Source organism: Pantoea sp. FN0302 (assembly GCF_050113775.1).
Lineage (GTDB): Bacteria > Pseudomonadota > Gammaproteobacteria > Enterobacterales > Enterobacteriaceae > Mixta > Mixta alhagi.
Window position 1 is genome coordinate 1,351,574 of sequence record NZ_JBNJSM010000001.1, and the last position, 26,686, is coordinate 1,378,259.

Consider the following 26,686-nt stretch of genomic DNA (forward strand, 5'->3'; position numbering starts at 1 on the left):
CTTAGTGCAGCGTCACCTGTTTCTGTTCAATTGCATGGATCTGGACTTTAATCATTTCGCTGACCGGATCTTCCGGGCACTGCTCAACAAAATAGATCAGATCGGTCAGGGCAACGTGTTCACAATCGAGCTGCGCGTAGATCAGGCCACGGTCGCGAATTTCATACGGGTCGTCCGGATCGATTTCCAGCAGCAGGTTGCAGACGTTGAGCGCCAGCTCCATATGCTTCTCTTCCATCAGCGCGGTTTTCAACGTATCCAGCATTTTGCGGATAACGGTTGATGACTCCGCCTCATCCAGATCCTCGTCGTACAGCTCTGCCGTTGGGCTGATATTGCCTTTCAGCCAGACTTCCAGCGTATGTTCGCTGAGCGTGTCACCGTTAAAAGGGTTGATCAGCCACATTTCGCCATCCATCCAGTCGGCGCGTAAAATCAGCTGCGTCGGGAAAATTACCGGCATCAGCGGCAGCTCCAGCTGATGCGCGATATGCAACAGCACCACGCCGAGCGATACCGCCGTTCCCCGGCGCGTATTCAATACGTTATCCAGCCAGAGCACATCGGAAAGCTTGTAGACGCCGCTGGCACCGCCAAACTTCCACTTTTTATAAAACAGCTCCAGCAGCTTCTCCAGCTGAAAGTCAGGCCCCTGTACCGTTGAAACGTAGTCCCGCGCTTCCTCTACCAGCGCCTGCAGCTGTGCGTTAACCGCATCTGCCGGAAAGTCATGGCGGATAGCGCGCGAGGTGGCGATTACCGCTTCACATAGCGGCGCTTCGCTAAAATCGATATTTGTTACTGATGTCATACAATCCCCAAAAGCGGCAGTTTGGTTACGGCCAGCTTAATAATGATGCCCAGCACTGCCAGCGCCACGATAAAGGCAATCCAGCGTACTTTAGCCTCACGCGGGCGACGGCCAAAAGCCACAACGCCCAGGGCGACATAGATAATAACGCCAAACAGCTTTTCCGTCAGCCAGGAACCCTGCGGCGTAAACGGATAGAAGTGGGTAATCATTACCAGGCTTATCCCGCTAATAAACAACAGCGTATCATTGATATGCGGCACGATACGCACCCAGCGCTGCGACATCATGGCTGAGCCGCGTTGCAGCCAGAAAAAACGCAGAATAAACAGCAGCACCGTGACGGCGACGGTGAGCAAATGGAAATGTTTAATTACGCCATAATAAGCAGCCATCATGATCTCCCTGTTTAATAATTGGCGATCGTCACCCGATCGTGACCCGCATAGTCCTGGCAGGTTTTTACGTTCTGATAATCCTGAGCAGAGAGGATAGTACGCACTGCCTCACCCTGTTGCCAGCCATGCTCCAGCATTATCGCCCCGTCCGGCAGCAGATAATGCCGTGCCGCATGGGCAATATGTCGGATATCGGCCAGCCCCTGCTCCTGTGCCACCAGTGCGCTGAGCGGCTCAAAGCGTACATCGCCCTGCTGTAAGTGCGCATCGGCGGCATCAATATAGGGGGGATTGCTGACAATCAGCGCAAATTTTTGATCGTTCAGCGCGCTAAACCAGTCGCTGAGCAAAAAGGTGACGTTGGCGATCTGCAGCTTTTGCGCATTGTGCTGCGCCAGCGCCACCGCATCCGCCACCCGATCCACGCCAGTAATCCGGCAATCGGGCCGCTCGCTGGCGATGGCCAGCGCCACCGCGCCGGTGCCGGTGCCGAGATCGAGAATATCCACGGCGCAATCAGGCAGACGCGCCAGCGCCTGCTCCACCAGAATTTCGGTATCGGGACGGGGAATTAAGGTAACCGGCGAAACGGTAAGCGGCAGCGACCAGAACTCGCGCTCGCCGGTGAGATGCGCAACCGGCTCGCCACGGGCCCGCCGGGCGATCAGGGCATTGAGCTGCGCCAGCTGCGCCGCATCCAGCGGTGTCTCATCAAAGGCCATCAGCCAGCTGCGCGATTTTCCCGTGACAAAACAGAGCAGCACTTCGGCATCGCGCTTTGGACTTTCGCCGCCGCACAGCGTGGCGCAGGCGGCTTTTAACCAACTGCGAATATCCATTAATCCTGCCCGGCAAGCGCAGCCAGCTGATCCGCCTGATGCTCCTGCACAATCGGTTCGATCAGGCTATCCAACTTACCTTCCATCACCTCATCCAGGCGGTAGATCGTCAGGTTGATACGATGGTCGGTCACACGTCCCTGCGGGAAGTTATAGGTCCGGATACGATCGGAGCGGTCGCCGCTGCCTAACAAATTGCGACGCGTGGAGGCTTCCTGCTCGTGACGGCGGGCCATTTCCGCCGCATGGATACGCGCGCCCAATACCGACAGCGCCTTGGCCTTGTTTTTATGTTGGGAACGTTCGTCCTGACACTCCACCACGATGCCGGTAGGCAAGTGGGTGATACGGATAGCCGAATCGGTGGTGTTAACGTGCTGACCACCCGCGCCCGACGAGCGGAAAGTATCAATTTTTAAATCGGACGGATTAATATCGGGCAGCTCCGCTTCCGGCAGCTCCGGCATCACCGCAACGGTACAGGCGGAAGTGTGGATACGGCCCTGAGATTCGGTTTCCGGTACGCGCTGCACGCGATGCCCGCCCGACTCAAACTTCAGCCGACCGTAAGCGCCTTCGCCGCTAACGCGCGCGATCATCTCTTTATAACCGCCATGTTCGCCTTCGTTTGCGCTGATCACCTCAACGCGCCAGCGCCGCGATTCCGCGAAGCGGCTATACATGCGGAACAGATCGCCGGCAAAAATAGCCGCTTCGTCCCCGCCCGCGCCTGCGCGTATTTCAACAAAGCAATCGCGCTCGTCGTCGGGATCTTTCGGCAACAGCAGCACCTGCAGCTGTTGTTCCAGCTCTTCGCTCTGCGCGCGGGCGATTTTCAGTTCGTCCATTGCCATGTCGCGCATTTCCGCGTCGCTAAGCATCTGCTCGGCGGTGGCGATATCTTCCTGCACCTGCTGCCACTGACGGAAGCATTGGCTGACGTCGGTAAGCTGGGCATATTCGCGCGACAGCGCACGGAAACGCTCCTGCTCGGCGATGACGCTGGCATCGCCAAGCATCGCTTCCACTTCTTCGTGGCGCTCCTGCAAGGCTTCCAGTTTGGCAACAATAGAAGTCTTCATCTGGTATGATTTACCCTGTATTGGTGTGGGATTGTTCTAGTCCAGCCCGAGGCTGTCACGCAGGATCTGCAGGCGTTCGCCATCGCCGTCGCGTGCAGCCTGCTGCAGGGATTTAGTAGGGGCGTGAATCAGCCGGTTGGTTAGCTTGTGGGCCAGATCATGCAGCACTTCCTGCGCATCCGCGCCCTGCTGCAACGCGGCCAGCGCTTTTGCTTCCAGCTCAGCGCGTATCTGCGCCGCCTGTTCACGATAATCGCGAATGGTCTCAACCGCGCTTTGCGCGCGCAGCCAGGCCATAAATTCACTGCTTTCCTGCGCAACGATGGTTTCGGCCTGTACGGCCGCCGCCTTCCGCTGGGCCATATTATTTTCAATAATCGCCTGCAGATCATCGACGCTGTAAAGATAAGCATTTGCGAGCTTGCCAACTTCCGGCTCGACATCGCGCGGTACGGCGATATCCACCAGCAGCATCGGCTGATTGCGCCGCGCCTTCAGCGCCCGCTCCACCATACCGCGTCCGATAATCGGCAGCGGGCTGGCGGTGGAGCTGATAATAATATCCGCCTCCGCCAGACGGCTATCGATATCCGCCAGGCCGATCACTTCTGCGCCAACCTCATTCGCCAGCAGCTGGGCGCGCTCACGGGTACGGTTGGCGATCATCAGTTTTTTTACATGGTGTTCGCGCAGGTGACGCGCCGCCAGCTCGATGGTTTCTCCCGCGCCGACCAACAATACGTTAACCGTAGAGAGCGATTCAAAAATCTGGCGAGCCAGGGTACAGGCAGCAAAGGCAACAGAGACGGCGCTGGCGCCGATATCGGTTTCGGTGCGCACCCGTTTGGCAACAGAGAATGTTTTCTGAAACATGCGCTCCAGTTCGCTGGAGAGCGAATGGCCGCGCTGGGAATCGGCAAAGGCTTTTTTCACCTGACCGAGGATCTGGGGTTCGCCAAGCACCAGCGAATCCAGTCCGCTGGCGACGCGCATCAGATGGCTGACCGCCTCATTGTCATGATGCCAGTAGAGGCTTTTGCGCACTTCGTCTTCGCGCAGGTTATGATATTCACACAACCATTGCACCAGACGTTCATGCAGGTTTTCCTGCTGCTCTACGCTAAGATAGAGTTCTGTGCGGTTACAGGTAGACAGCACAACGCCCCCCTGCACCATCGGCTGCGCCAGCAGGCTGTTTAAAGCCTCATCCAGCGTATCCGGCGAGAAGGTAACTCTTTCGCGTAAGGCAACAGGTGCCGTTTTATGATTTATTCCGAGGGCCAGCAGCGTCATGGTGAATCAGATCGGGTTATCCCAATGTTGTTGGGGTTTTATGAGGCGCATTCTACAAGATGCGGGAGATCATGAAAAGCCATACAAAGACTATGACTGTAATAAGATATAGCTGATAAGACTGAATTTCGATAATTCCACGTTGACGGGTAACCAGTGAATGATTAGCGTTACTCGTTTAGCTCTAAAAAGTGTGTTTGAGGAGATGACCCGGTGTTTGATCTGTTTACCCGCCGCTCGTTGCGGCTGCTTCCCCTTGCCAGCGTATTGCTGGCGGCCTGTACCATCAATAAACCTCAAGGCCCCGGTCAAAGTCCTACCTCATTGCAGTGGCAGCAACACCAGCAGGCAGTACAAAAAATCACCCAGTATCAAACGCGCGGCGCTTTTGCCTGGCTTTCTGACCAGCAAAAAGTTTATGCGCGCTTTAACTGGCAGCAAACTGCCTCTGACCGCTATCGTCTGTTGCTGACCAACCCGCTCGGCAGCACCGAACTGCAGCTGGATGCGCAGGGCGCAACGGTGCAGTTAGTGGATAATAAAGGCAAACGCTACGTCAGCAACGATGCTGAAAAAATGATCTCACAGCTGACCGGCATGGATATCCCGCTGGCGAACTTGCGTCAGTGGATGCTCGGCCTGCCGGGCGATGCCACTGATTTCACCCTGGACGATCAATATCAACTGCGCACGCTGAGCTACAGCCGCAACGGGCAGCAGTGGGACGTTACCATTCAGGGCTATGACCACAAGGTTAACCCGGCGTTGCCTGCCAGCATTGAGCTAAAACAAGGCGATAAACGTATTAAACTGCGCATGGATAGCTGGACTGTACAATGATTACCACCTGGCCCGCCCCGGCGAAGCTAAACCTGTTTCTCTATATCACTGGCCGTCGCCCTGACGGCTACCATAATCTGCAGACGCTGTTTCAGTTTCTTGATTATGGCGACAGTCTGCGGATCACACCGCAGACCCATGGCGAGATCCGTTTATTAACACCGGTTCCCGGCGTAGCGCATGAAGATAACCTGATTGTGCGCGCCGCCCGACTGTTGATGCGCGCCGCTGCCGATCGCGGCACGCTGCCGGCTCAGGCTGGTGCAGATATCGCTATCGACAAGCGTTTGCCAATGGGCGGCGGGCTGGGCGGCGGTTCTTCCAATGCTGCAACAGTGCTGGTGGCGCTTAATCACCTGTGGAATACCGGGCTGGAAAATGAAACGCTTTGCGCGCTGGGTCTGCAGCTGGGTGCCGATGTTCCGGTTTTTGTGCGCGGTCATGCCGCCTTTGCCGAAGGGGTGGGCGAAGCGTTACAGCCTGTCGCACCGGCAGAGAAATGGTATCTGGTGGCGCACCCTGGCGTTGCCGTTTCTACGCCGCTGGTGTTTAACGATCCTGAACTGATGCGTAATTCACCGGTACGCTCATTTGATGCGCTGTTACAGGCTCCTTTCAGCAATGATTGTGAGGCAGTCGTAAGAAAACGTTTTCGCGAGGTTGATGCGCTTGTTTCCTGGCTGCTAGAATACGCGCCGTCGCGCCTGACAGGAACCGGCGCTTGTGTGTTTGCAGAATTCGACACCGAGTCCGCAGCCCGTCAGGTGCTTGAGCTGGCCCCGAACTGGATGCAGGGATTCGTGGCGCAAGGCGTAAACCTTTCGCCTCTTCACCGCATTCTTTCAGGGCACCTGGCGTAATGTGACAGTGTCACCCTGTTCCTGACGCTGCACAGAACGCTTTAATACACCCGTATGCACGCATGCGACGGATATAGCGCGCCCGTTGCCGTTCGCCTGTGTGCATTCTCTGGACGCAAAGCCTGAGGTTCTTCTCGTGCCTGATATGAAGCTTTTTGCTGGTAACGCCACCCCGGAACTAGCACAACGTATTGCCAACCGCCTTTACACCAGCCTGGGCGACGCCGCCGTCGGTCGTTTCAGTGATGGTGAAGTGAGCGTACAAATCAACGAAAATGTACGCGGTGGCGATATTTTCATCATCCAGTCCACCTGTGCCCCTACCAATGACAACCTGATGGAGCTGGTTGTAATGGTAGACGCGCTGCGTCGCGCTTCTGCTGGTCGTATTACCGCTGTAATCCCCTACTTTGGCTATGCTCGTCAGGACCGTCGCGTTCGTTCAGCGCGCGTGCCGATTACCGCTAAAGTGGTTGCGGACTTCCTTTCCAGCGTCGGCGTTGACCGTGTGCTGACAGTGGACCTGCACGCAGAACAGATCCAGGGCTTCTTCGACGTTCCGGTTGATAACGTATTCGGTAGCCCAATTTTACTGGAAGATATGCTGCAGATTGGTCTGGAGAATCCGATTGTGGTTTCCCCGGATATCGGCGGCGTCGTTCGCGCCCGTGCTATCGCCAAGCTGCTTAACGATACCGATATGGCCATTATTGATAAACGTCGTCCGCGCGCTAACGTTTCTCAGGTTATGCATATTATTGGTGACGTGGCAGGCCGCGACTGCGTACTGGTTGACGATATGATCGATACCGGCGGCACGCTGTGCAAAGCAGCTGAAGCGCTGAAAGAGCGCGGCGCTAAACGTGTCTTCGCCTATGCAACGCATCCGATCTTTTCGGGCAACGCAGCGGAAAACCTGCGTCACTCAGTGATCGATGAAGTCGTGGTTTGCGATACCATCCCACTGGCTGACGAGATCAAGGCGCTGCCTAATGTGCGTACCCTGACCCTTTCAGGCATGCTGGCTGAAGCGATTCGCCGCATTAGCAATGAAGAGTCTATCTCTGCGATGTTTGAACATTAATCGCTAAAATGATAAAAACCGGGCTCAGGCCCGGTTTTTTTTTATACTCTCCCGTCCTGCCGCTATCTGTTGATAAGCCTGTGGCACCTATAGCTAATTCCACGATCGATAATCAGCAAAGCGCGTAAAGTTCATGGCATTTCTTTTACCGCTGCGTTAAGCGCTTTTTACAACCGGCGAGTCATGATATTTTGCTGCGGTTTTTTTATAGGGAAGCGCGTTATGGCACTTGATGTCTACACACTGTTTATCTGTGAACTCTATGTGCTGGGCTTTCTGAGCATAATTATGATTTTTGCCTGGAGCGGCGCGCAGTACGATCGCGTGCTGGGCTTCACCACCGTGGCAATTATCGCCATGATGATCTCGGTATGGCTCGGCAGCCTGCGTAATCATGGTCTTCTGTTCCTGCCGGTGGCGGTGGGCAACACGTTAGTGATGCTGGCCTATGGCATGTGGCTGAACGCCTTTCGCGTGTTTTCCGGGTTTCGCCCCGGGATTAGCTGGCTGTTTGGTGCGCTGCTTTGGGCGCTGCTCTGCTGTTTTCCTTCGTTTTATTACTCGATACCAAAGCGCATTATGGTGAGCTGCCTGCTGTGCATCAGCTATACCGTTGCATTGATTATTATGCTGGTCCGTTCACGCGCCTGCCTGCAGATCACTTTCTGGCCAGCTCAGCTCCTGCTCTGCTTTCATCTGGTGTTTCATCTCTCGCGCATGTGTTTCGACAGCGGCTCCTCCGCTCACAATGCGATGGGACATAGCCCGTTTTCCAGCTACGTTATCCTGGAATCAACGCTGTTTGTGATTGGCCTGACATTCACTATTCTGGCAATGGTGAATGAGCGCACGCAGATACGCTATAAACAGGCTTCGTTACGCGATCCCCTAACCAGCGTCTGGAACCGCCGTGCGTTATTTGCCCAGGCGGGGCTTGCTGAGAAAAAAAGCATGCAAAAACAGCTTCCTCTGGTCGCCATGGTCTTCGATCTGGATCATTTCAAAAGCATCAACGACCGGTATGGCCATAATCAGGGCGATCGGGTGCTGCTGGATTTTTGCCGCGTCGTAGAGAAAGTTTTGCCCGCAGAATGTACCTTTTCCCGACTGGGCGGTGAGGAATTTGCCGCACTTTTTGTCGGTGATGTAGAGAAAGCGCGGAGTTTATGTGAAGAGATTCGGCTCCTGGCGATGGTTTCTCGCCCGGATAATATTGAATACACGGTAAGTATCGGCATTGCGGCTGGCAAAACCCACAGCTTTTCGTCATTGATGATGATGGCGGATAAAGCGCTTTATGAAGCTAAAGCGGGTGGACGCAACCGTATTGAGATAAAAACCACAGCGCCGCAGAGCGCGACGCTGGTGAACCTTAACCTTTAATGGCTATGGGGGCGTTGATGAGAGGCACGACGGCAACGTTGATCGCCACAGTGACGCAACCAGTAATACTTATCGGCCACTTTTTCACGTCCGCTAATACGTGCGCCCACCAGCCACAACAGTGCGCCAATAAAAATACTCAGGATCGCGAGAGGCGTTAGCATTGGAGGCAACTGGAGCTGCGGCAGCTGGTTTAGTACCGCATAGCCGATGCCTGCAATCATGGTCAGTAACCCCAGCCCCATCAAACCATTACCTGCAATCATTGCGTTTTTACGTTTCATCCCCTGCCTCCTTTTTTTGGCTGCACAGCACATACTGTTAAACCACCCTAAGCTTAGGAGATGACCCAACTGCCCGTTGGGCGCACGATCACACATTTTAACTACTGTTCGATAAAATTTATTGATAACCGTCTGTATTTATATAGAAAACATATTATTTACTACCGTAACTAAAAGCCTAACCCGCTTTGTATTCTTGTCAGCAGGCCGCTACACTATCGCCCTTCGGTTTTTAGCAGGAAAGACCCCCGTGAGTGAGATTAAGCTGATTGTTGGCCTTGCCAACCCTGGCGCCGAATACGCCGCAACGCGCCACAATGCCGGTGCCTGGTATGTGGATTTACTCGCAGAGCGCCATAATCAGTCCCTGAAAGAAGAGAGTAAGTTTTTTGGCTATACCGCACGACTTAACGTGGCGGGGAAAGATGTGCGCCTGCTGGTGCCAACCACCTTTATGAACCTGAGCGGTAAAGCGGTGGCGGCGATGGCGACCTTTTATCGCATTGCCCCTGAAGAGATTCTGGTGGCCCATGATGAGTTGGATCTCCCGCCAGGCGTAGCGAAGTTCAAGCTGGGCGGCGGACATGGCGGCCATAACGGGCTGAAAGATATCATCAGCAAACTGGGCAATAATCCCAACTTTCATCGCCTGCGCATTGGTATTGGTCATCCGGGCGATCGCAATAAGGTGGTGGGTTTTGTGCTGGGTAAACCGCCCACCTCTGAGCAAACGCTGATCGATAATGCGGTTGATGAGGCAGCTCGCTGTACAGAAGTCTGGTTAAAAGATGACTTGCTGAAGGCGATGAACCGGCTGCATAGCTATAAAGCGAGTTAAGGTTACACCTGCTGCGTTAATCCGGCAGGTCACCGATTTTGCTGAGCGGCAGCGGCGCGTACAGGTAGTTCTGCAAAGCCCAAACGCCCTGCTGCTCCAGCATGACCCGCTGCGCCTCGTCTTCTACCCCATCCACAATCAGCCGGTTAGTCATTTGCATTATCTGTCGCAGCAGCACGATAAATATCGATTTATGCACATTTTCGGCGAAAAAACGTCGGTCCAGCCTCACCGCCTCGAAAATATGGCTTTGCACCGCATTCAGATTAGCGTAGCCAGCGCCAAGATCGCTCAGCCATAAGATATTCATCTGCTCAGACAGCGTTCTGATTAACGGATTATCGATGCCATCATGCAGGTTGGGAAAAGCTTCAGATAACGACAGCCGTAAAAAAGGCAGATGTTGTAGGGCATGGCGTATAAAAGCCGATTCGGTAACCCGCTGCGCCAGCGCAAAATCGAGCGTAATACAACAAAGCCACTGGCGCTGACGCAGCAAGGCGGACATGCTTTCCAGGCTCAGCAGTTGGTGGATGAGCATCTCTTCCCGCTGCGCCGTAGAGAGGGATTCCAGCTTCAGGCGACCAACTACGCTACGATAGGCGGCCGAATGCGGCTCATCATAGTGCAGATCAAGCGCAACGATACGACCAGCAGGCGTATGCAGCACATCGCACATTATTTCCAGCGGCTGTTGCAGCTTGATCATAGAAAACTGGTTGCGCCTCTCGCTTCTCGTTACGCCTCGTTCTTATTATCAGCAACAATCAGCACAATTGCAGTTTTAAAACGCGTTTTCCCACTGGCTCAGGATGAAATCAGCCGCATCCGGGCCATAATTACGTGTATAATAGCGGCAAATTTTTCATGTCATTACCGGCAACGGTTATTGTCCGGTTATCTCAGCAATTAAGGTGATTCAAACATGGGATTCAAATGCGGTATCGTGGGCCTGCCTAACGTGGGTAAATCCACTCTGTTCAATGCGTTAACCAAAGCGGGCATCGAAGCAGCAAATTTCCCGTTCTGTACCATTGAGCCTAATACCGGCGTGGTGCCAATGCCTGATTCACGTCTCGACCAGCTGGCGGAAATTGTTAAGCCGCAGCGTATTATCCCGACCACAATGGAATTTGTTGATATTGCTGGTCTGGTAAAAGGGGCATCCAAAGGTGAAGGCCTGGGTAACCAGTTCCTGACAAATATTCGTGAAACCGAAGCGATTGGCCACGTAGTCCGCTGCTTTGAAAACGATAATATCATTCATGTTTCCGGCAAAGTAAACCCGGCGGAAGATATTGACGTCATTAATACTGAGCTGGCGCTTTCCGACCTGGATACCTGTGAACGTGCCCTGCAGCGCATACAGAAAAAAGCCAAAGGCGGCGATAAAGACGCCAAACTGGAGCAGGCGGTGCTGGAGAAGTGTCTGCCGCACCTGGAAAATGCTGGTATGCTGCGCGCCCTGTCGCTGGATGAAGAAGAGAAAGCGGCGATCCGCTATCTGAGCTTCCTGACGCTGAAGCCAACCATGTACATCGCTAACGTGAATGAAGATGGCTTCGAGAATAACCCTTATCTGGATCAGGTACGCGCTATCGCTGAACAGGAAGGTTCTGTGGTCGTGCCGGTTTGCGCCGCCGTTGAATCTGATATCGCCGAGCTGGAAGATGACGAGCGCGCCGAGTTTATGGCGGAGCTGGGTCTGGAAGAGCCGGGCCTGAACCGTGTTATTCGTGCCGGCTATGCGCTGCTGAATCTGCAGACCTATTTCACCGCAGGCGTAAAAGAAGTACGCGCCTGGACGATTCCTGTCGGGGCCACCGCGCCGCAGGCGGCCGGTAAGATCCATACTGACTTTGAAAAAGGCTTTATCCGCGCGCAGACCATCGCTTTTGAAGATTTTATTACCTACAAAGGTGAACAGGGCGCGAAAGAAGCCGGCAAGATGCGTTCAGAAGGCAAAGAGTATATCGTTAAAGATGGCGATGTGATGAACTTCCTGTTCAACGTCTAAATAAAATCTGTTGTCTCATGAGGTTTTATTAAATCTCATAACAATAAAAGAAAATCATTAAATCCACGCACTTGTGTGGATTTTTCATTTCATATTGTCTCAGGTGATGTCGTAGAAGCGCAGTGAAAATTGAGTACATAGGTGAGTACATTAGACTTCCATCTTCATTCTAAATGAGTACAGTTGGTTGTCGATCAAAACCACACCGTCTCTGATGCCGCTAAGGCTATGGATGTCGGTCTTTCCACGATGACAAAATGGGTCAGGCAACTGCGTGAAGAGCGTCAGGGCAATACACCAAAAGCCTCTCCGATAACACCGGAACAAATCGAAATACGTGAACTGAAGAAAAAGTTACAACGTATTGAAATGGAAAACGAAATATTAAAAAAGGCTACCGCGCTCTTGATGTCAGACTCCCTGAACCGTTCTCGATAATCGGGAAACTCAGGGCGCGCTATCCTGTGGCCACTCTCTGCCATGTGTTCGGGGTTCATCGCAGCAGCTATAAATACTGGAAAAAACCGTCCTGAAAAACCAGACGGCAGACGGCTATGTTACGAAGTCAGGTACTTGAGCTGCATGGCATCAGTCACGGTTCGGCCGGAGCAAGAAGCATCGCCACAATGGCAACCCAGAGAGGCTGCCAGATGGGGCGCTGGCTCGCAGGCAGGCTAATGAAAGAGCTGGGGCTGGTGAGTTGCCAGCAGCCAACTCACCAGTACAAGCGTGGTGGTCATGAACATGTTGCTATCCCTAATCACCTTGAGCGGCAGTTCGCCGTAACAGAGCCAAACCAGGTGTGGTGTGGTGCGGTGATGTGACCTATATCTGGACGGGTAAGCGCTGGGCGTACCTCACCGTTGTTCTCGACCTGTTCGCAAGAAAACCAGTGGGCCGGGCAATGTCGTTCTCGCCAGACAGCAGACTCACCATGAAAGCGCTGGAAATGGCATTGGAAACTCGCGGTAAGCCCGTCGGGGTGATGTTCCAGGGCGCTCAGGGTAGCCAGCCCTGAATGTGAACAAAAGCAGTACCGGAAAATAGGCGGCCTACTATATCTGCCATAGCTCAATATGATTTTAGTCTCCTAAGGTTATTTCACCTCTCTGTCCGTTACGTTAAAAACCGGACTGGAAACGTTAGGTCAACTGTCAATTGCTCAACCGAGCTATTTATTTATTGCAACAGGCATTAATTTTATTCTTCTGCTTTATGTTATTTACACGTTATCGCTGTTTGCACGTAAAAAAAGGAATTACCGCTGGCTTATATTTTATTAATAGCTGCTGGGCTCGCCATTATGATCCTTGACCGGCTGGCGACCTCTTATATATATCCGGATATCCCGATGAACGCTAACCAGGTGATGCGAATCGTTACGCATACGATTTACGCATGCATCTGGATACCTTACTTCCGTTGTTCTGTACGCGTTAAGAAAACTTTTATCCGGTAGGCGTTAAGCGCACCGTCATTTATAGGGCGACGCCCCCCCCCTGGCTTATAATGATCCTGCTCAGTAGAAGTTACCTTTCCTCTCGGCAGGTCGGTATACCTGTTCAGGAAGGCTTGCGCCAGTCAGGGTACGCAGCAAATTGCTAAATGCAAGCATTAAAACGTTAAATATTAATTAATTTCTGACTGCTGTGCAAAGGCGCTTTGTACTTGACCTGATTAATGGCTTTTATTAATGTACCTTTACATTCCCCCTAAGATAAAAGCAATGAAACTGATCAGGCGGTTTTTATTAAAAAGGAAGACGATAGGCACTCTGGCCATAAGCTCAACCGTGCTGGCTATTATTCTCTATCAGAATAGTTATCAGCTTAATGAAAAGAGCATCACTATTTCTCACCAGCCAAATAATCTTGATGCTATTCTGGCGATGCCACGCCATCCGCTGGCGGATGGAAAACCCGGTGTGGTTATATTTATCCATGGCGATGGCCCCATCAACGCAACGCATGGTGGCTTTTACCGGCCGATCTGGGAAGCGCTGGCGCGTTCAGGCTTCGCCTCCTTGTCATGGAATAAGCCTGGCGTTGGCGGCGCACCCGGTAACTGGTTGCAGCAAAGCATGGATGATCGTGCCGATGAAGTAGTGGCAGCTATTCACTGGATAAAAGGCCAGCCGCAGTTGGATGGCCAGCGCATCGCGCTATGGGCCGCCAGCCAGGGAGGCTGGGTTATGCCAAAAGTTGCGGTCAGATATCCTGATCTCTGTTTTATGATCGCGGTTTCCCCTGCAATTAATTGGCTGCAACAGGGTCGCTATAATACTATCGCCAGCATGAAACAACAGGGCCGCTCGCAGCATGAAATCGATATGGAATTAAAGCGCGACCGGCAGGTGTTATCGCTACTTAATAATAATGCTTCTTTTGAGCAGTATCAGAAAACACAGGGTGACGCCGCCGACTTTACTGCCGAGCGCTGGCATTTCGTGCATAAAAATTATCGTGCCGATGCCACGCAGGATCTTAGCGCTATACGCTCTCCGGTATTTTTGGCGCTCGGTGGTAAAGATATCAATGTCGATATTAACAATACTGAACAGATATACCGTCAATATTTAAACCGGGCGAATAAACTGGAAATAAAACGCTATCCTCAGGCCACACACTCTATGCTGGAAAAAAGCACCGAGGAGTCTTTCGTAAAAAGCGGGTACAAGGGGCTGTTTTTTCCACGAACCATTTTTTACCCTGGTTTTTTACAGGATCAGCAGCAATTTTCCTGGCAGCACCGTGACTGCCAGTAATAGAGAAGGCGGGAAAGCCCCGCCTCTTTTTAATACCAACGGAAAATTCTCATTCCGATAATAAAGGTAATCAAGCCAAAACCCAACAGCATCAACGTAGCAGGCATCACCAGCTGCACATGCGCGCCTTCAATAAAGACCTTCCTCATCGCATCCGCCAAAACAGTTAATGGCAGATATTCAATAATGGAAGCCATCCAGTGCGGGAAATTTTTATAACTGAAAAAGATGCCAGAGAGCAAAACCTGAATCAGAATAGTCACTTCAAGCAGACCGTTGGCCGTTTGCGCTTTCATCGCTCTTGAAGAAGCTAATACAGCCATCCCAGAGAAACAGACATTGCCTGCAAACAGCAGCAGCAGAAACGCGTTAAAAGATCCCTGAATTTCCACATCAAAATAGACGCGGGCAAACAGGTTGATAATCAAAATTTCGATAAAGTTAATCAGGAAACAGGCGCCGATATGTGCCAGCAAAAAGGTCGATTTACGCATTGGCGTAATACACATCTGCCGCGTCACGCGGGTAATACGTTTTTCCACCAGCGCCCAGCCGACGGCAATCAGACAGGTTTCCATGATCGCCATCGCCAGCAGCCCAGGCACCAAAAAGTCAACGTATCGTAGCCCTGCGGTTTCCAGCACCGAAAGATTATTATCCTGCGGCTGTTGCGCGCCCTTTTCTTTCTCATTCAATAAATAATATGACAGCATCGCTTCGTTATCCTGCGGATCAAGATAGTAAATCCGCTTTGGCTCGGCGTTATCCCCCTCTTTTGGTTGCGTCGCTTCCACAAACATTTGAATGTCGCCGCGTTTAAGCGCCAGTATCACCTCATCACGATTCTGATAATAGCTTACGCGATAAGTCACCTTTATCAGATGTTGACGTTTAACCTCAGGCAAATTGATAACGCCGGATAATTGATGCGGGTTAGCAGACAGCTGCTCGCTCCACTGGCGAACCTGGGCGGCGGCGGCGCGATCCTGCGGTAACACAACGCCAATACGCCGTTCCGGAATGTCTTGCGAAGAAAAAGAAAGCCCCAGCAACCACACCAGCAACAGCGGAAACCCGAACGACCAGAACAGGATTTGCGGTTCGCGTATATATTGCCGAAACTGCGTGAGCATCAGGTTAAACAGGGCATTATTCATGAAAGCCTCTCCCCGCCAGCGACATAAAAAGATCATCAAGCGTTTTTTTGCGCACCACCAGCTCACCGATTTCCACGCCCTCTTTCTGCGTAAAGGCCAGTAAATAACTGATAAAGCTGGATGCATTTACAATAAGCATACTCACTCTGCCTTCCTTCTCATTAACGTTGTATTCCAGTACCTGAGCATGCTTCCTGATGGCTTCCAGCCTTTGAGGCTGCGCAGTACGGCACTCAACCACTTCACCATCGCAATGTTTTTTCAACAGCTGCGTCATGCTGCCCTGCGTCAGGATTTCCCCTTGATTCATGATGCAGATACGTCCGCAGAGGTACTCCGCTTCTTCCATATAATTCCACTCTGTGTCGCTGACTCTTTTACCAGGCTATCCCCTCGCATACCTGAAATTTATCATCCAGACTTAAACCAAAGACATGGTCTGCGCAGGCAATGTGCTTTACACTGCGCGCTGCAAAAAGTCAGTAGATAAACGATTAATCAGGCGGTAATGGCGATGAACGGAACAATCACAACGTGGTTTCAGGATAAAGGTTTTGGATTTATCAAAGATGAAAACGGCGAGAATCGTTATTTTCATGTGATCAAGGTCGCCAACCCTGAACTGATAAAGAAAGATGCGGCGGTAACTTTCGAGCCCACCACCAACAGCAAGGGCTTGTCAGCATATGCGGTAAAAGTCTTACCGGAAAGTAAATATCTCTATATTGCAGGCGAGCGCGTTAAGCTTACCTCAATCAAATCCTACCTGGTTTACAGCGAAGAAGTGCCTGCCGATACCCGCATCGATAAAGAAAGCCCCGTACTGTCTGTGGGCGTACTGATGAGAAGCATCAGGCCGAAATCAGCGGCGCAGCCTGGTGAGATGCGTTCACTGAAAAAACTGGCAATCACTACCTTTCAGGGAACCACGTTAATCTTCTCGGAAGATGAAATAGACATAGATGCCACAGTGAAGCTGCTCAAGGTTTGAAATAACGCGTACTGACCCGGTGTTGAAATTTTGCGCCATGTTTCAACACTGGCTATCGGCCTGTGTGCGCCGTGATAGCCAACTCTTTTATCACCTTCGCCAGCCATCAGCCCGCTCCCGGCATAAAACCGATCGCCTTAACGCCCTGCCCCGACTGGATGACCAAAAAACCCAACAAGAATGATATTATTCAGGCCAGACGATGCAAACAGCAACTGACACCAAACACAGTCCCTGAGGATCTTTTATGAACAAAGAAATACCGCTTAAATTTTATGACATCGTGGATGAGTATTCGACGGAAACGGCCAGGGCGGTGAGCGACGCAGAACGCGATCCTCTGGCGCACTATTTTCAACTGCTGATTACGCGCTTAATGAATAACGAAGAGATCAGTGAGGATGCGCAGAAAGAGATCGCTGATGAAGCCGGTATCGATGAAGCGCGTATTGATGAGATAGCCACATTCCTGAATCAATGGGGCAATGAGTAGTTCCCGCTGAGGGGATTTTGAAACGGATACAACGTGAGTGTGGTGTCCGTTTTTGCAGATCGAACGCTCCCTCAGCCTTGCCACTTCGTGCTAAACGGCGCTGGTTGAAAATTCAGTCATCGGAGTTCTGTATGGTGACGTCAGAAAGCGCGGAACGGCCTTCCGCCCCAGACCTGACGATACTAAAGCTCCCGTCTGTTTCCAGCACCACCGCTTCGATGTCTTCCAGGGCAGCAAAGCCCCCTGCCCGGATAGCTGAACGGACTTCGTCTTTTGTTACACGGGACGACCGCATCGCCTGGGTAAGAAAATGGCCCTGATAGAATAATAAGGCTGGCTCACCGGTTACCAGCTTGCGGAACCAACCAGCTCTGACGCTGGACCAGGTGACTCCATACTGCAACACAATCAGCAGGGCAAACGCGAGCGTCCCCTGGGCAAGAGACACGTTGCGGTTAAGCAAGACCGTAGCGTACGTTGACCCCAGTGCCACCGTAACCACCAGATCGAACGCGTTCATTTTAGACAGCGTACGCCGACCTGACAGGCGCAGCAATATGATGAGGTTAACGTAAGCAAGAATGCCAATAATCAGCGTGCGAACAAGCGCAGAGCCGCTACTGAAAAATATCCCTTCCATTATTTCTCCGGTAGTTACATTAATTAAAGGAAATTCCCGGGTCTGTGGGTACGGGCGCTTAGCCATATAGGGTTAACTGCAACTCATTTTTTCAGGTGATGCAGCATTGCCATTATAAAACTTAATCTGGTCGTATAATGCGACGGGCAAGCTTCCCAACGGACATACCCTGAACAAGTATTGAAAATACTACGACAAGATAGGTAAGCGACACGACGGTGTCGCGATGCTCCCCTGTCGGCAGGGAAAGCGCTAATGCCACTGAGATACCGCCACGTAACCCACCCCAGGTCAGCACCGCCCATGCCCCCTTCGGCAACCTGAAAATACGGTTAAACAGGCCGATAGGTAGGCCCACAGTCAGTAGCCGGGTAAAAAGCGTCAGAAGAATAACTATGCATGCCACGCCCAGAAGCTTATGGGTAAAATGAATCAATATCACCTCCAGACCAATCAGCACAAACAGCACGGCATTGAGTATCTCGTCAATAAGCTCCCAGAACATATCAATATGGCGTTCCGTCTCTTCTGACATTGCGTTTGAGCGGCCCTGATTCCCAATGATAAGCCCCATGACTACCATAGCCAGCGGCCCTGATACTTCGAGGTACGTAGCCAGCGCATAGCCGCCCAGTACCGCAGCCAGGGTAAGCAGCACTTCCTCCTGATAGCTGTCGATGCTTTTGAGCATTAAATAAATAATGTAACCAACACCCCCTCCCAACAGGGCCCCACCCCCCGCCTCCCTGATAAGAAGAGTCATAGCTTCCGTAATGCCGGGGGCTTCAGCGCTGGTAATCATGGAGAGAATCAGTGAAAACAAAACCACGCTGACCCCATCGTTAAAGAGCGATTCGCCTGACATAACGAGCTCAACATTTTTGGGTGCCCCGGCAGAACGCAAAATACCAATCACGGCAATCGGGTCAGTAGGTGAAATTAATGCCCCAAAAATCAGGCAATAAGCGAAAGGCAGTTGCAGGCTGGTGAGCGTAAGAATTCCCCATAAACACACGCCAATGATGACGGTTGAGAATGCCGTGCCGATAATGGCAAGTGAAGCCACCTGCCACCGGTAGGCACGCAGCTTATGCAGATCCACATGTAAAGCGCCGGCAAACAGTAACAGTGACAGCATCCCCTGCATCAGCAGCTCGGAAAAATCTACGGATTCAACCAGAGATTGCTCAAGCGTCCGTAAAACAGGGATTCCCAACGTGTCGGCGAGCATATTAAACAGGGAAATGACCAGCGCAATGGCCATAACGCCGATAGCCGACGGCAGCCCAACATAACGCCGGTTGAGATACGCCAGTAGAGCAGTAATACACAAAAAGATGGCTGCAATGTTCAGCATTTGAGTCCCTCTTCAGCCAGATAGCCCGTTCATGAACAAAGCAGCAGCCCGCCCCTGTTTTGCCACGACATGGCGGCCAGGGGTATAAATCGCAGCGCTGCCTGTAAAGCCCACCGGGGTGGAGTCAAACCCACCGCTGTTATATGCCCGTCCCTGAGTTAAAAAAAGAGCACCGAAATCAGCACGCTCCTGCCGTTCGGCAGCATCGGAAGAGCAAGAAGCCGCTCCATTAGAAGGAGTATTTTTTAGATGGCAGCTGGCCTGAAATACAGGATTTCAACGACCTTTATAAAACCAGTCTCTCTTTCCGGTGCGGAACAGGATTGTTGTCGGGACAGTGAAAAGAGATCAGTCAGATTTTATGCGTAAGCAACCTTGCTCAGTTGGCGCAAATGTCTGGCGTATCTCACAGAGCCGGGGTGTCTTCTGCCCAAAAGAAACGCTTTACGTTGAATATCAGAAAGGCGTATCCAGTCAGCTCTCTGGCCTCCGCATTATCAGGCGGCCATTTTTCTGCATTCTTCGGCACACCGGTGACAGGCTTCGGCACACTTTTTACAATGGTTGTGCTCATGTTTCGCGCATTCATCGCCGCATTTCTGACAGATATCAGCGCAGAGGTTGCAGAGTTCAGCAGAGAATTCACTTTCAAGCGTCATAAACTGCGCGGCCAGACGACAGATGGCGGCACACTGCATGTCCGAGCGGATACATTCACGCATCATATCGACATCCGCCTCCTTCAAACATGACGTGGCACAGTAATCACACGTTGCGGCGCAGATATAACAGGCTTCAATACAGCTGCGGTATTTTTCTGACATATATTTTCTCCCTTACCCTGATTGTTGTCTGGTAAGTAATAATCCTGGATCATAATAGCCAGTGCTGCAAAGTAGCCTGTTAATTTCAGTAAAATTTATCAGAATACGAACGGGTAGGATAAAGGAAAAGCCACTCACAAGCTGCCGGGGTTTCCGAAACAGATCGCAAAACCACTTTCAACGTTCTTGTTGCAAAAAGCAGGCATAGATGCTGTTTAGTGCCGTCGTAAAATAATGGCAAAAATAAACCCGACGCCTGATTCCCTCGCCGCCTCGCCAGGCCAGTTGTCATATTTATAGCTAAGCTGAGCGGATAAGCGTGTACACTGCTGCGGTTTTAAATCTAAGCGCCCAGGAGGCAACAGTATGAAAGAAGGCCCATTGACCGAGAAAGAGCTGCAATGGCTTGACGAAATGCTGGATAAATATGGCAGCGAGGAGTCAATCGTGGATGTTGCCGAGCTGGATGGCCTGCTGACCGCCGTGCTTTCCGGTCCGAAAACCATTGAGCCAGCCCAATGGCTGGTAGCGCTCTGGGGCGGTGAGAAGCGCATTCCGAAATGGAGCAACGAGCGTGAAATGAACCGCTTTATGGAGCTCTGCTTCCAGCATATGAACGATATTGCCGATCGTCTTGCGGATTTTCCCGAGCAGTTCGATCCATTGTTTGGCGTACGTGAAACCGAAGGCCAGGATTTCACCGTGGTGGAAGAGTGGTGCTTTGGCTATATGCGCGGCGTGGCGCTGAGCGACTGGTCAACGCTGCCGGAAAATTTACAACCTGCGCTGGAAGCCATCGCCCTGCACGGTAAAGAGGAAAATTTCCCGCAGCTGGAAAACCTTTCCCCGGAAGAGATGGAAGCACGATTTGCCGCCATTCGCCCTGCTGCGCTGGCGCTGCACGATTACTGGATCGCCCAGCCGGAAGCGGTGCCTGCGCCGCAGCAGCCAATCGTCACCGGGCAAAAGCCAGGCCGCAACGATCCCTGTTTCTGCGGCAGTGGTAAAAAATATAAGCAGTGCTGCCTGCACTAAGCATGATGCGCCTGCGGGCGCATTTTTTATGCGGCAAATCCCCCGCAGTCGATCAGATAATCGATTAACGCCGTAAGCTTTTTCAAATCCTCCAGCGAAATATTATGAAATAGCGCAATGCGTAGCTGGTTACGGCCCAGCGCCCGGTAGCCATCAATACCATAAACCAGCTGCCGCTGTTCCAGCCAGGCTGTCAGCTTGCTTACGTCAACCGAATCGGCAACGTTGATGGTCGCCACCGTAGTTGAACGCGCCCACGGATCCGCCACATAGCAGGATAAGCTGTTATGCGTCTGCGCCCATTGATAGATCCACTCGGCCTTCTCTTTTGCCTGCTGCTCTACCTGCGCGAATCCCAGCGCATTCATCCGCTTAACCTGCTCAGCAAACAGCCATAGCGTTACCACGGCTGGCGTATTATAAGTTTGCGCCTGCTCGCTGTTACTCAGCGCCAGCCGCCAGTCGGCAAAAACCGGAATATAGCGCTCACGATCCGCGGCGACCTCCGCGATACGGGCTTTCGCTTTCGGCGACAGCAAGGCCACAAACAGCCCTCCTTCGCTGGCGAAAACCTTTTGTGGAGAGAAGAAAAAGAGATCGGTACGGGAAATATCGCAGGCTACCTGTCCCGCGCCGCTGGTGGCATCTACCGCCAGCAGGCAGTGCTCATCAACGTCCGGCAAAAGGGTATTCATTACGCCGGTAGAGGTTTCGTTCAGCGTAACGGCAACAACGTCTGCGCCTTCGCCTTGCGTCATCACATTGCCCTGCCCATTTTCTACCTGGCGCTTTTCCGCCTCGATCCAGGGAATACGTCGGGAAGCGTTAAACCATTTATCAGAGAACTCGCCGCAGACATGATGAACGATGCGCTTTTTCACCAGCCCAAGTCCAACCATATCAAACAATAGGGTCGCGCCACCGTTCCCCAGCACGATGCTGTAGTCCTGAGGAACATTTAAATAGCTGCGCAGGTTATCCTGAATTTCCCGACATAACGCTTTTACCGGCTCTTTGCGATGACTGGTGCCTAACAGATGCGGCCCTTGCTGTTGCAGGCGGGCCAGATCTTCCAGGCGAATTAATGAAGGGCCACAGCCAAAACGCGGATCGGAGGGAATTAAATGCTGAGGGATGTTAACAGACACGCGACGCTCCTGTGAAAGACAGACTTAATGCTGCAAGGCGACCGGGCAGTCGCGCCAGCATACTCATAATATTTTGTTAAAAGATTTATTTTTTTAACATCATTCTCAGAAAAACACACCCAAAACAGGTTGCCGCTTCTTCTTCTCTGCGCGCCACCCGGGACAACAGACAAGGGGTTATCATGGTCAGAATCGGTATTAATGGATTTGGCAGGATCGGGCGCAACGTACTACGCGCAGCACTGGGCAACCCAGCGCTGCAGATTGTGGCGATAAACAATCTGACAGACAGCAAAACGCTGGCTCACCTGCTCTCTGCTGGGCACGCTGCCGGCGGCCATGGAGGCAAGCCATGGGCAGCGTAGCATCGATGGTTAATCATCAGGGCGATCCGCGTTCATCGCTTATTGACGGGCTGTCAACGCTGGTTATCGGTGGCAATATGGTCAAAACCCTTGCCTGGTATGACAACGAATGGGGATTTTCAAATCGCCTTGTCGATCTGGCGCTTAATTATCAGCGCATAACAGAACAGAGAATCTCTCTTTGATGACCTGCAGAATAGCCAGCATTTCATCCATGAATTTATCAGAAATCCTTTTGAATATTTTACATTTCTGACGCCTGCGTCTACAGCACAGCACTATTCCCACGCTGCTTACTTCGCCAAGATCGGCAGCGTCAACAGTAAAAATAGCGACGCCCCTAATGCGCTTGTGCATGGATTTGATTTTATCACCCTGCCCTCTCATCCAGCCTGCGTTGTGATTTTTTCTCGGCGCGATAGCATCGATGATCAGCCGAATACAGCCGCAAAAAAAACATGCACCTTTCTTATGTATACCTACTAAAGGTTTCGCTTTCCCCGCCGATGCTTAAGCAACAATAACACTTCAACTGGACTGACCTCTGTTCGCAGGTAATAACACATGTTTAGAAATTTAACTATCAAGCGAAAGTTTATTCTGGCTTTCGGGGCGGTTGTCGCAGTGATGTTAGTTATCTGCGCGACTTTTTACTTAAACTTTTCGCGTATCGTCACAGCAAATAGCTGGAACGTGCATACCTGGCAGGTTATTGATGAAAGCCGAGGGCTGGTTGAGAGCCTGATTAATATGGAGACCGGCCTGCGCGGTTATGCCCTTAATGGCAAAGAAGATATGTTGCAGCCGTATGCGGACGGGCAAAAGGTATTCCTGCAGCATCTGGAAAAGGCCCGCCAGTTAACGTCGGATAACCCTGTCCAGCAGCAACGTCTGGATCGTCTGTTGGAATTTGAGAAGACCTGGAAAAGCGATTTTGCCGCACGCCTACTGGAAAACCGTCGCGCCGCCGATGCCGGTACCTTGACCGGGCAGGCATTTATTGAGGCGTTTGAAGCCAATACCGGTAAAGCGGAGATGGATAACATGCGCGCCATTATCAATGAATTCGCTGGAGCAGAGCAGGTACTGGTTAAGCAACGCCAGGCCGCCGTGGATTCAATCACATCGCAAACCACGCTGACGCTGATTTTTGGTGCACTGTTCGGCTTAACTATTGCCATAACGCTGGGCTATGTGCTGACGCGCGCAATCACCCTTCCATTACAACGCGCAGTGGATGCCGCTCAGGCAATTGCCACCGGCGATCTGACGACTCCGCTTTCTGCAAACTCGCGTGATGAAACCGGCGTACTGATTAACGCGCTGGCATCGATGCAGGCACAACTGATGCGCGTGGTCTCTGATATTCAAAATGCGTCGGCCTCAATTGATAACGCAGCGAAAGAGGTGGCGACAGGCAATATCGATCTCTCCAGCCGCACCGAGCAGCAGGCAGCGTCGCTGGAGGAGACATCGGCCAGTATGGAGCAGCTGACCGCTACGGTGCGGCAGAATACCTCTAATGCCCGGCATGCCAGCACACTGGCCAGCGATGCGTCGCAGGTGGCGCTACGCGGTGGCGAAGTCGTAGATCAGGTCGTCGTCACCATGTCAGCGATTGCAGAAAGTTCACAGCATATCGTGGATATTATCAGCACCATTGAAGGCATCGCCTTCCAGACCAACATCCTGGCGCTGAATGCCGCTGTGGAAGCCGCACGTGCAGGCGAACAGGGGCGCGGCTTTGCGGTAGTTGCCAGCGAGGTGCGCGCACTGGCCCAGCGCAGTGCAACCGCAGCGAAAGAGATCAAGCAGCTAATCCATCAATCTTCAGAACGTGTAACCGAAGGCACCTCGCTGGTCGCCGATGCTGGCATTACGATGAAAGATATCGTGACTTCCATCCAGCGTGTTTCTGAGATCATGACTGAGATTTCCCAGGCTTCCAGTGAGCAGGCAAACGGTATTGAACATGTCGGTCTGGCAGTTACACAGATGGATGAGGTCACGCAGCAGAACGCTACGCTGGTGGAACAGGCCGCTTCCGCTGCGGCGGCGCTGGAGGATCAGGCGTCACAGCTCAGCCGCAGTGTGGCGATTTTCAAAACCACCGCGCTATAACGAAACAGCAGGAGAAGCGCGAGGCCGCTTCTCCTGCCTAAAAGTTAACGGAATATATTCATCCGCAGCGGGATGTTAACGCCAGAACACCCGCTCATCGCTGTCATAAAGCGGATCGCGCAGCGCGCTGTAATGTTCGCTCATCAGCGCAGGGAAACGTTCTTTGTCGCTCAGATGAAGCGGCTGTCGTCCCGGCAAGTTCACTGCAATCAGGCTTTCCTCAAGAGCATCCAGCGTTTCATCACGCTCGTCAAACAGGCTACGGCTTACTGACATCAGTTCTCTCCAGTGAAAATGCATCTTTTTAAGCATAGTAATATCGGACCATTACGCCAAATCAACAGGGTAAGCGGCTTTTTTTCCGATATTTCTCTTATCGTTTTCATGAGAGCGTGGTTTATATGCTGACGTCGTTAACTCAAACAGCGCCGTGCTGGCCGTATGTTCTTATTATGATCGCTATGCGTTTCTGAAACATCAGAAAGTAACTAACAGTAAGCTGCGAATAATCAACGCCCATTTTTGACACGTACGATATCGGCCATAATCGCCAACGCGATCTCCGTGGGTGTTTTACTGCCGATCGGCAGTCCAATGGGGGCATGAATACGTTGTAACGCGCTTTCATCCAGCTCACCGATCCGACGCAGACGCGCCAGCCGCTGTTGGCTGTTGCTGGCGGATCCCATGGCTCCCAGATAAAAAGCGGGCGTATTTACCGCCTCCAGCAGCGCCAGATCATCCACACGCGGATCGTGCGTGGCGCAGATCACCGCGGTTTGATCGCTTGCGCCGTGCAGCTCCAGATAGCGCGCCGGGTGCTGACTGATACAGCGCAAATGCGGCTGCGGTAAATGGTGCTCCTGAAGCTGTTGCCAGAAGGCATCACGATGTTCACACACAATAACCTGCATGCCCAGCATCAGCGCCAGGCGCAGGCATTCACCGGCTACCGCTGAATAGCCTGCCAGCAGCAGCGTCGGCACGCTGCCTACTGATAACGATACGCTGTCATGGTCATAGCACAATGCGCGCGGCACGCGATCGCTCTCGGTTTCCAGCTGTGCACTCTGCCCTATTACAATCTGCTTGCGCAGCCGATCGCCGCCCGCCAGCGCCTGCTGCAGACGGCGGAGATGGCTCAGGCTGGCTGCGTCCGGCAGCAGCCGTTCAATCAGCACATCCAGCACCCCGCCGCACGGCAGCCGGGTGGATGTTGCCAGCCCGCCTTCACCGTAGCGCACTATCTGGCTGGCGGCGTTAAAAGTTCCCTGCTGTAAGCGCACAAGAAAATCCTCTTCAATACAGCCACCGGAGAGCGACCCGCAAAATTGTCCCTGCTGATTTGCCACCAGCAGCGCACCGGGCGCGCGCGGCGCCGATCCCCAGCTGTGCAATACGGTACAGAGCCAGACGCACTCTCCCTGCAGATGCCACTGCAGCGCGCGGTCAATAACCTGTTGATCAAGTGACTGCATTATCCCTCTCCCGACAGCATTGACGGCAGATCGACATCACGTACCGCGCCCCTGTCCTGCGTCGCCAGCAGATAAACGTCATGCTGCGCTAACAGCTCACGCGCTGCCGTTTCGCCGCTTAACGTCACCAGCTGCGCATAACACTCCTGGCTAAAGCCCACCGGATGACCTGGCTGACCTTGCCAGCAGGCGCGCACCCGCTGATGTTCTTTCAGCGCTTCTGCCGTCTGCTGTAGCGTTGCCGGACTCAGCCACGGCATATCCGCCAGCATAATCAGCCAGCCATGCCAGTGTGCCGTTGCCTTTACCCCGGCGGCGACAGAGCTGGCGATGCCCGTGCTCGGCAGGATAATCTGGCGTGCGCCGCCAATGCAGCGCCGCAGCGCCAGCGGCTCTGGTCTGAGCACCACCGCCACCGGCAGGCCGCTTTCTCTGGCGATACGGTAGCTGCGCGCCAGCATTGGTTCGCCCTCTATCGGCTCCAGCAGCTTATGGCGACCGCAGGCGGCGCGATAGCGCGTACTTTCTCCAGCTGCCAGCAGCAAAATCCCTACGGTCATAGACGTCCCGTTGCGTTACGATAA

Annotated in this window: 27 protein-coding genes and 4 pseudogenes; 15 read left to right on the forward strand and 16 right to left on the reverse strand. The window is 52.6% G+C overall.

What is annotated here, in order from left to right; translation table 11 throughout:
• Position 1 precedes the first annotated feature (1 nt).
• Genes sirB1 through hemA form a run of 5 tightly spaced genes read right to left on the reverse strand, consistent with a single transcriptional unit; the run spans position 2 to position 4,423 of the window.
• Positions 2-811: an invasion regulator SirB1 gene (gene sirB1 / locus ACQE32_RS06190; RefSeq protein ID WP_426972798.1), complete on the reverse strand. Its 810-nt coding sequence runs from the start codon at positions 809-811 to the stop codon at positions 2-4.
• The gene (locus tag ACQE32_RS06195; protein ID WP_250652716.1) at positions 808-1,206 is read right to left on the reverse strand and encodes a SirB2 family protein; all 399 of its coding nucleotides are present in this window, start codon (positions 1,204-1,206) and stop codon (positions 808-810) included. Before ACQE32_RS06195 ends, sirB1 begins: the two co-directional genes overlap by 4 nt.
• A gap of 14 nt (positions 1,207-1,220) precedes the next feature.
• Complete coding sequence (gene prmC / locus ACQE32_RS06200) at positions 1,221-2,048, reverse strand: peptide chain release factor N(5)-glutamine methyltransferase (protein ID WP_426972800.1); 828 nt, start codon at positions 2,046-2,048, stop codon at positions 1,221-1,223.
• Positions 2,048-3,130: a peptide chain release factor 1 gene (gene prfA / locus ACQE32_RS06205; protein ID WP_085071902.1), complete on the reverse strand. Its 1,083-nt coding sequence runs from the start codon at positions 3,128-3,130 to the stop codon at positions 2,048-2,050. The genes prmC and prfA overlap by 1 nt, the downstream gene beginning before the upstream one ends.
• A 36-nt stretch (positions 3,131-3,166) precedes the next feature.
• Positions 3,167-4,423, reverse strand: a complete 1,257-nt coding sequence (gene hemA / locus ACQE32_RS06210; RefSeq protein ID WP_426972801.1) for a glutamyl-tRNA reductase — start codon at positions 4,421-4,423, stop codon at positions 3,167-3,169.
• A 222-nt stretch (positions 4,424-4,645) separates the two neighbouring features.
• Here hemA and lolB point away from each other — a divergent pair, with 222 nt between their 5' ends.
• The 4 genes from lolB (at position 4,646) to ACQE32_RS06230 (ending at position 8,590) form a co-directional block, all read left to right on the forward strand.
• Positions 4,646-5,263 (forward strand): lipoprotein insertase outer membrane protein LolB, encoded by a 618-nt coding sequence (gene lolB, locus ACQE32_RS06215; protein WP_250652715.1) that lies wholly within the window; start codon positions 4,646-4,648, stop codon positions 5,261-5,263.
• A complete protein-coding gene (ispE, locus tag ACQE32_RS06220; RefSeq protein ID WP_426981581.1) occupies positions 5,260-6,123 on the forward strand; it encodes a 4-(cytidine 5'-diphospho)-2-C-methyl-D-erythritol kinase in 864 nt (287 codons plus the stop codon). Before lolB ends, ispE begins: the two co-directional genes overlap by 4 nt.
• Before the next feature lie 136 nt (positions 6,124-6,259).
• Positions 6,260-7,207, forward strand: a complete 948-nt coding sequence (gene prs, locus ACQE32_RS06225; protein WP_038626473.1) for a ribose-phosphate diphosphokinase — start codon at positions 6,260-6,262, stop codon at positions 7,205-7,207.
• A 222-nt stretch (positions 7,208-7,429) separates the two neighbouring features.
• Positions 7,430-8,590, forward strand: coding sequence for a diguanylate cyclase (locus tag ACQE32_RS06230; protein ID WP_426972804.1), 1,161 nt, complete (start codon positions 7,430-7,432; stop codon positions 8,588-8,590).
• Here the strand turns inward: ACQE32_RS06230 and ychH are convergent.
• The gene (gene ychH / locus ACQE32_RS06235; RefSeq protein WP_250652519.1) at positions 8,587-8,874 is read right to left on the reverse strand and encodes a stress-induced protein YchH; all 288 of its coding nucleotides are present in this window, start codon (positions 8,872-8,874) and stop codon (positions 8,587-8,589) included. The genes ACQE32_RS06230 and ychH overlap by 4 nt on opposite strands.
• Before the next feature lie 250 nt (positions 8,875-9,124).
• On the opposite strand from ychH, the gene pth reads away from it, so the two are divergent.
• Positions 9,125-9,712: an aminoacyl-tRNA hydrolase gene (gene pth, locus ACQE32_RS06240; protein WP_426972808.1), complete on the forward strand. Its 588-nt coding sequence runs from the start codon at positions 9,125-9,127 to the stop codon at positions 9,710-9,712.
• Between the two features lie 16 nt (positions 9,713-9,728).
• Here the strand turns inward: pth and ACQE32_RS06245 are convergent, their stop codons facing one another.
• Positions 9,729-10,421 carry an EAL domain-containing protein gene (locus tag ACQE32_RS06245; protein WP_426972810.1) on the reverse strand — a complete coding sequence of 231 codons (693 nt, stop codon included), beginning with the start codon at positions 10,419-10,421 and terminating at the stop codon, positions 9,729-9,731.
• 216 nt (positions 10,422-10,637) lie between these two features.
• On the opposite strand from ACQE32_RS06245, the gene ychF reads away from it, so the two are divergent.
• From ychF to ACQE32_RS06265, 4 genes and pseudogenes are all read left to right on the forward strand, one after another.
• Positions 10,638-11,729, forward strand: a complete 1,092-nt coding sequence (gene ychF, locus ACQE32_RS06250) for a redox-regulated ATPase YchF (protein ID WP_426972812.1) — start codon at positions 10,638-10,640, stop codon at positions 11,727-11,729.
• Between the two features lie 183 nt (positions 11,730-11,912).
• Positions 11,913-12,738 (forward strand): annotated as a pseudogene (locus tag ACQE32_RS06255) (IS3 family transposase); the annotation flags it as partial.
• Positions 12,739-12,990: 252 nt separating this feature from the next.
• Positions 12,991-13,188 (forward strand): annotated as a pseudogene (locus tag ACQE32_RS06260) (DUF2569 family protein); the annotation flags it as partial.
• A 333-nt stretch (positions 13,189-13,521) separates the two neighbouring features.
• Entirely contained in the window at positions 13,522-14,493 is a 972-nt protein-coding gene (locus tag ACQE32_RS06265; protein ID WP_427021498.1) for an alpha/beta hydrolase family protein, read from the forward strand.
• A gap of 29 nt (positions 14,494-14,522) precedes the next feature.
• Here ACQE32_RS06265 and ACQE32_RS06270 read toward each other — a convergent pair whose 3' ends face one another.
• Positions 14,523-15,650 (reverse strand): ABC transporter permease, encoded by a 1,128-nt coding sequence (locus ACQE32_RS06270; RefSeq protein WP_426981578.1) that lies wholly within the window; start codon positions 15,648-15,650, stop codon positions 14,523-14,525.
• Positions 15,643-15,999 carry a hypothetical protein gene (locus tag ACQE32_RS06275; protein WP_426972818.1) on the reverse strand — a complete coding sequence of 119 codons (357 nt, stop codon included), beginning with the start codon at positions 15,997-15,999 and terminating at the stop codon, positions 15,643-15,645. The genes ACQE32_RS06270 and ACQE32_RS06275 overlap by 8 nt, the downstream gene beginning before the upstream one ends.
• 159 nt (positions 16,000-16,158) lie before the next feature.
• Here ACQE32_RS06275 and ACQE32_RS06280 point away from each other — a divergent pair, with 159 nt between their 5' ends.
• Positions 16,159-16,641: a cold-shock protein gene (locus ACQE32_RS06280; RefSeq protein WP_426972819.1), complete on the forward strand. Its 483-nt coding sequence runs from the start codon at positions 16,159-16,161 to the stop codon at positions 16,639-16,641.
• Positions 16,642-16,888: 247 nt separating this feature from the next.
• Complete coding sequence (locus tag ACQE32_RS06285; RefSeq protein WP_250652515.1) at positions 16,889-17,134, forward strand: DUF2543 family protein; 246 nt, start codon at positions 16,889-16,891, stop codon at positions 17,132-17,134.
• 112 nt (positions 17,135-17,246) lie between these two features.
• Here ACQE32_RS06285 and ACQE32_RS06290 read toward each other — a convergent pair whose 3' ends face one another.
• The 3 genes from ACQE32_RS06290 to ACQE32_RS06300 form a co-directional block, all read right to left on the reverse strand.
• On the reverse strand, positions 17,247-17,774 hold the full coding sequence (locus ACQE32_RS06290) for a DUF421 domain-containing protein (RefSeq protein ID WP_426972820.1): 528 nt from the start codon (positions 17,772-17,774) through the stop codon (positions 17,247-17,249).
• Positions 17,775-17,895: 121 nt separating this feature from the next.
• Positions 17,896-19,131: a cation:proton antiporter gene (locus tag ACQE32_RS06295; RefSeq protein ID WP_426972822.1), complete on the reverse strand. Its 1,236-nt coding sequence runs from the start codon at positions 19,129-19,131 to the stop codon at positions 17,896-17,898.
• Positions 19,132-19,628: 497 nt separating this feature from the next.
• The gene (locus ACQE32_RS06300; RefSeq protein ID WP_426981561.1) at positions 19,629-19,955 is read right to left on the reverse strand and encodes a four-helix bundle copper-binding protein; all 327 of its coding nucleotides are present in this window, start codon (positions 19,953-19,955) and stop codon (positions 19,629-19,631) included.
• Positions 19,956-20,321: 366 nt separating this feature from the next.
• Between ACQE32_RS06300 and ACQE32_RS06305 the strand changes: the two genes are divergently transcribed.
• The gene (locus ACQE32_RS06305; protein ID WP_427021499.1) at positions 20,322-20,990 is read left to right on the forward strand and encodes a YecA family protein; all 669 of its coding nucleotides are present in this window, start codon (positions 20,322-20,324) and stop codon (positions 20,988-20,990) included.
• 26 nt (positions 20,991-21,016) lie between these two features.
• Here ACQE32_RS06305 and ACQE32_RS06310 read toward each other — a convergent pair whose 3' ends face one another.
• Positions 21,017-22,138 carry an aminotransferase class V-fold PLP-dependent enzyme gene (locus tag ACQE32_RS06310; protein ID WP_427021500.1) on the reverse strand — a complete coding sequence of 374 codons (1,122 nt, stop codon included), beginning with the start codon at positions 22,136-22,138 and terminating at the stop codon, positions 21,017-21,019.
• A gap of 182 nt (positions 22,139-22,320) precedes the next feature.
• Between ACQE32_RS06310 and ACQE32_RS06315 the strand changes: the two are divergent.
• The 3 genes and pseudogenes from ACQE32_RS06315 to ACQE32_RS06325 form a co-directional block, all read left to right on the forward strand.
• Positions 22,321-22,513: pseudogene (locus tag ACQE32_RS06315) on the forward strand (glyceraldehyde 3-phosphate dehydrogenase NAD-binding domain-containing protein); the annotation flags it as partial.
• Between the two features lies 1 nt (position 22,514).
• Positions 22,515-22,688, forward strand: a pseudogene (locus ACQE32_RS06320) (type I glyceraldehyde-3-phosphate dehydrogenase); the annotation flags it as partial.
• Positions 22,689-23,067: 379 nt separating this feature from the next.
• On the forward strand, positions 23,068-24,624 hold the full coding sequence (locus ACQE32_RS06325) for a methyl-accepting chemotaxis protein (protein ID WP_427021501.1): 1,557 nt from the start codon (positions 23,068-23,070) through the stop codon (positions 24,622-24,624).
• Positions 24,625-24,699: 75 nt separating this feature from the next.
• Here ACQE32_RS06325 and ACQE32_RS06330 read toward each other — a convergent pair whose 3' ends face one another.
• From ACQE32_RS06330 to ACQE32_RS06340, 3 genes are all read right to left on the reverse strand, one after another.
• Positions 24,700-24,900 (reverse strand): hypothetical protein, encoded by a 201-nt coding sequence (locus ACQE32_RS06330; RefSeq protein WP_426972827.1) that lies wholly within the window; start codon positions 24,898-24,900, stop codon positions 24,700-24,702.
• 233 nt (positions 24,901-25,133) lie between these two features.
• Positions 25,134-26,102 carry an XdhC family protein gene (locus tag ACQE32_RS06335; RefSeq protein ID WP_427021502.1) on the reverse strand — a complete coding sequence of 323 codons (969 nt, stop codon included), beginning with the start codon at positions 26,100-26,102 and terminating at the stop codon, positions 25,134-25,136.
• A complete protein-coding gene (locus tag ACQE32_RS06340; RefSeq protein ID WP_426972831.1) occupies positions 26,102-26,662 on the reverse strand; it encodes a nucleotidyltransferase family protein in 561 nt (186 codons plus the stop codon). The genes ACQE32_RS06335 and ACQE32_RS06340 overlap by 1 nt, the downstream gene beginning before the upstream one ends.
• Positions 26,663-26,686 lie beyond the last annotated feature (24 nt).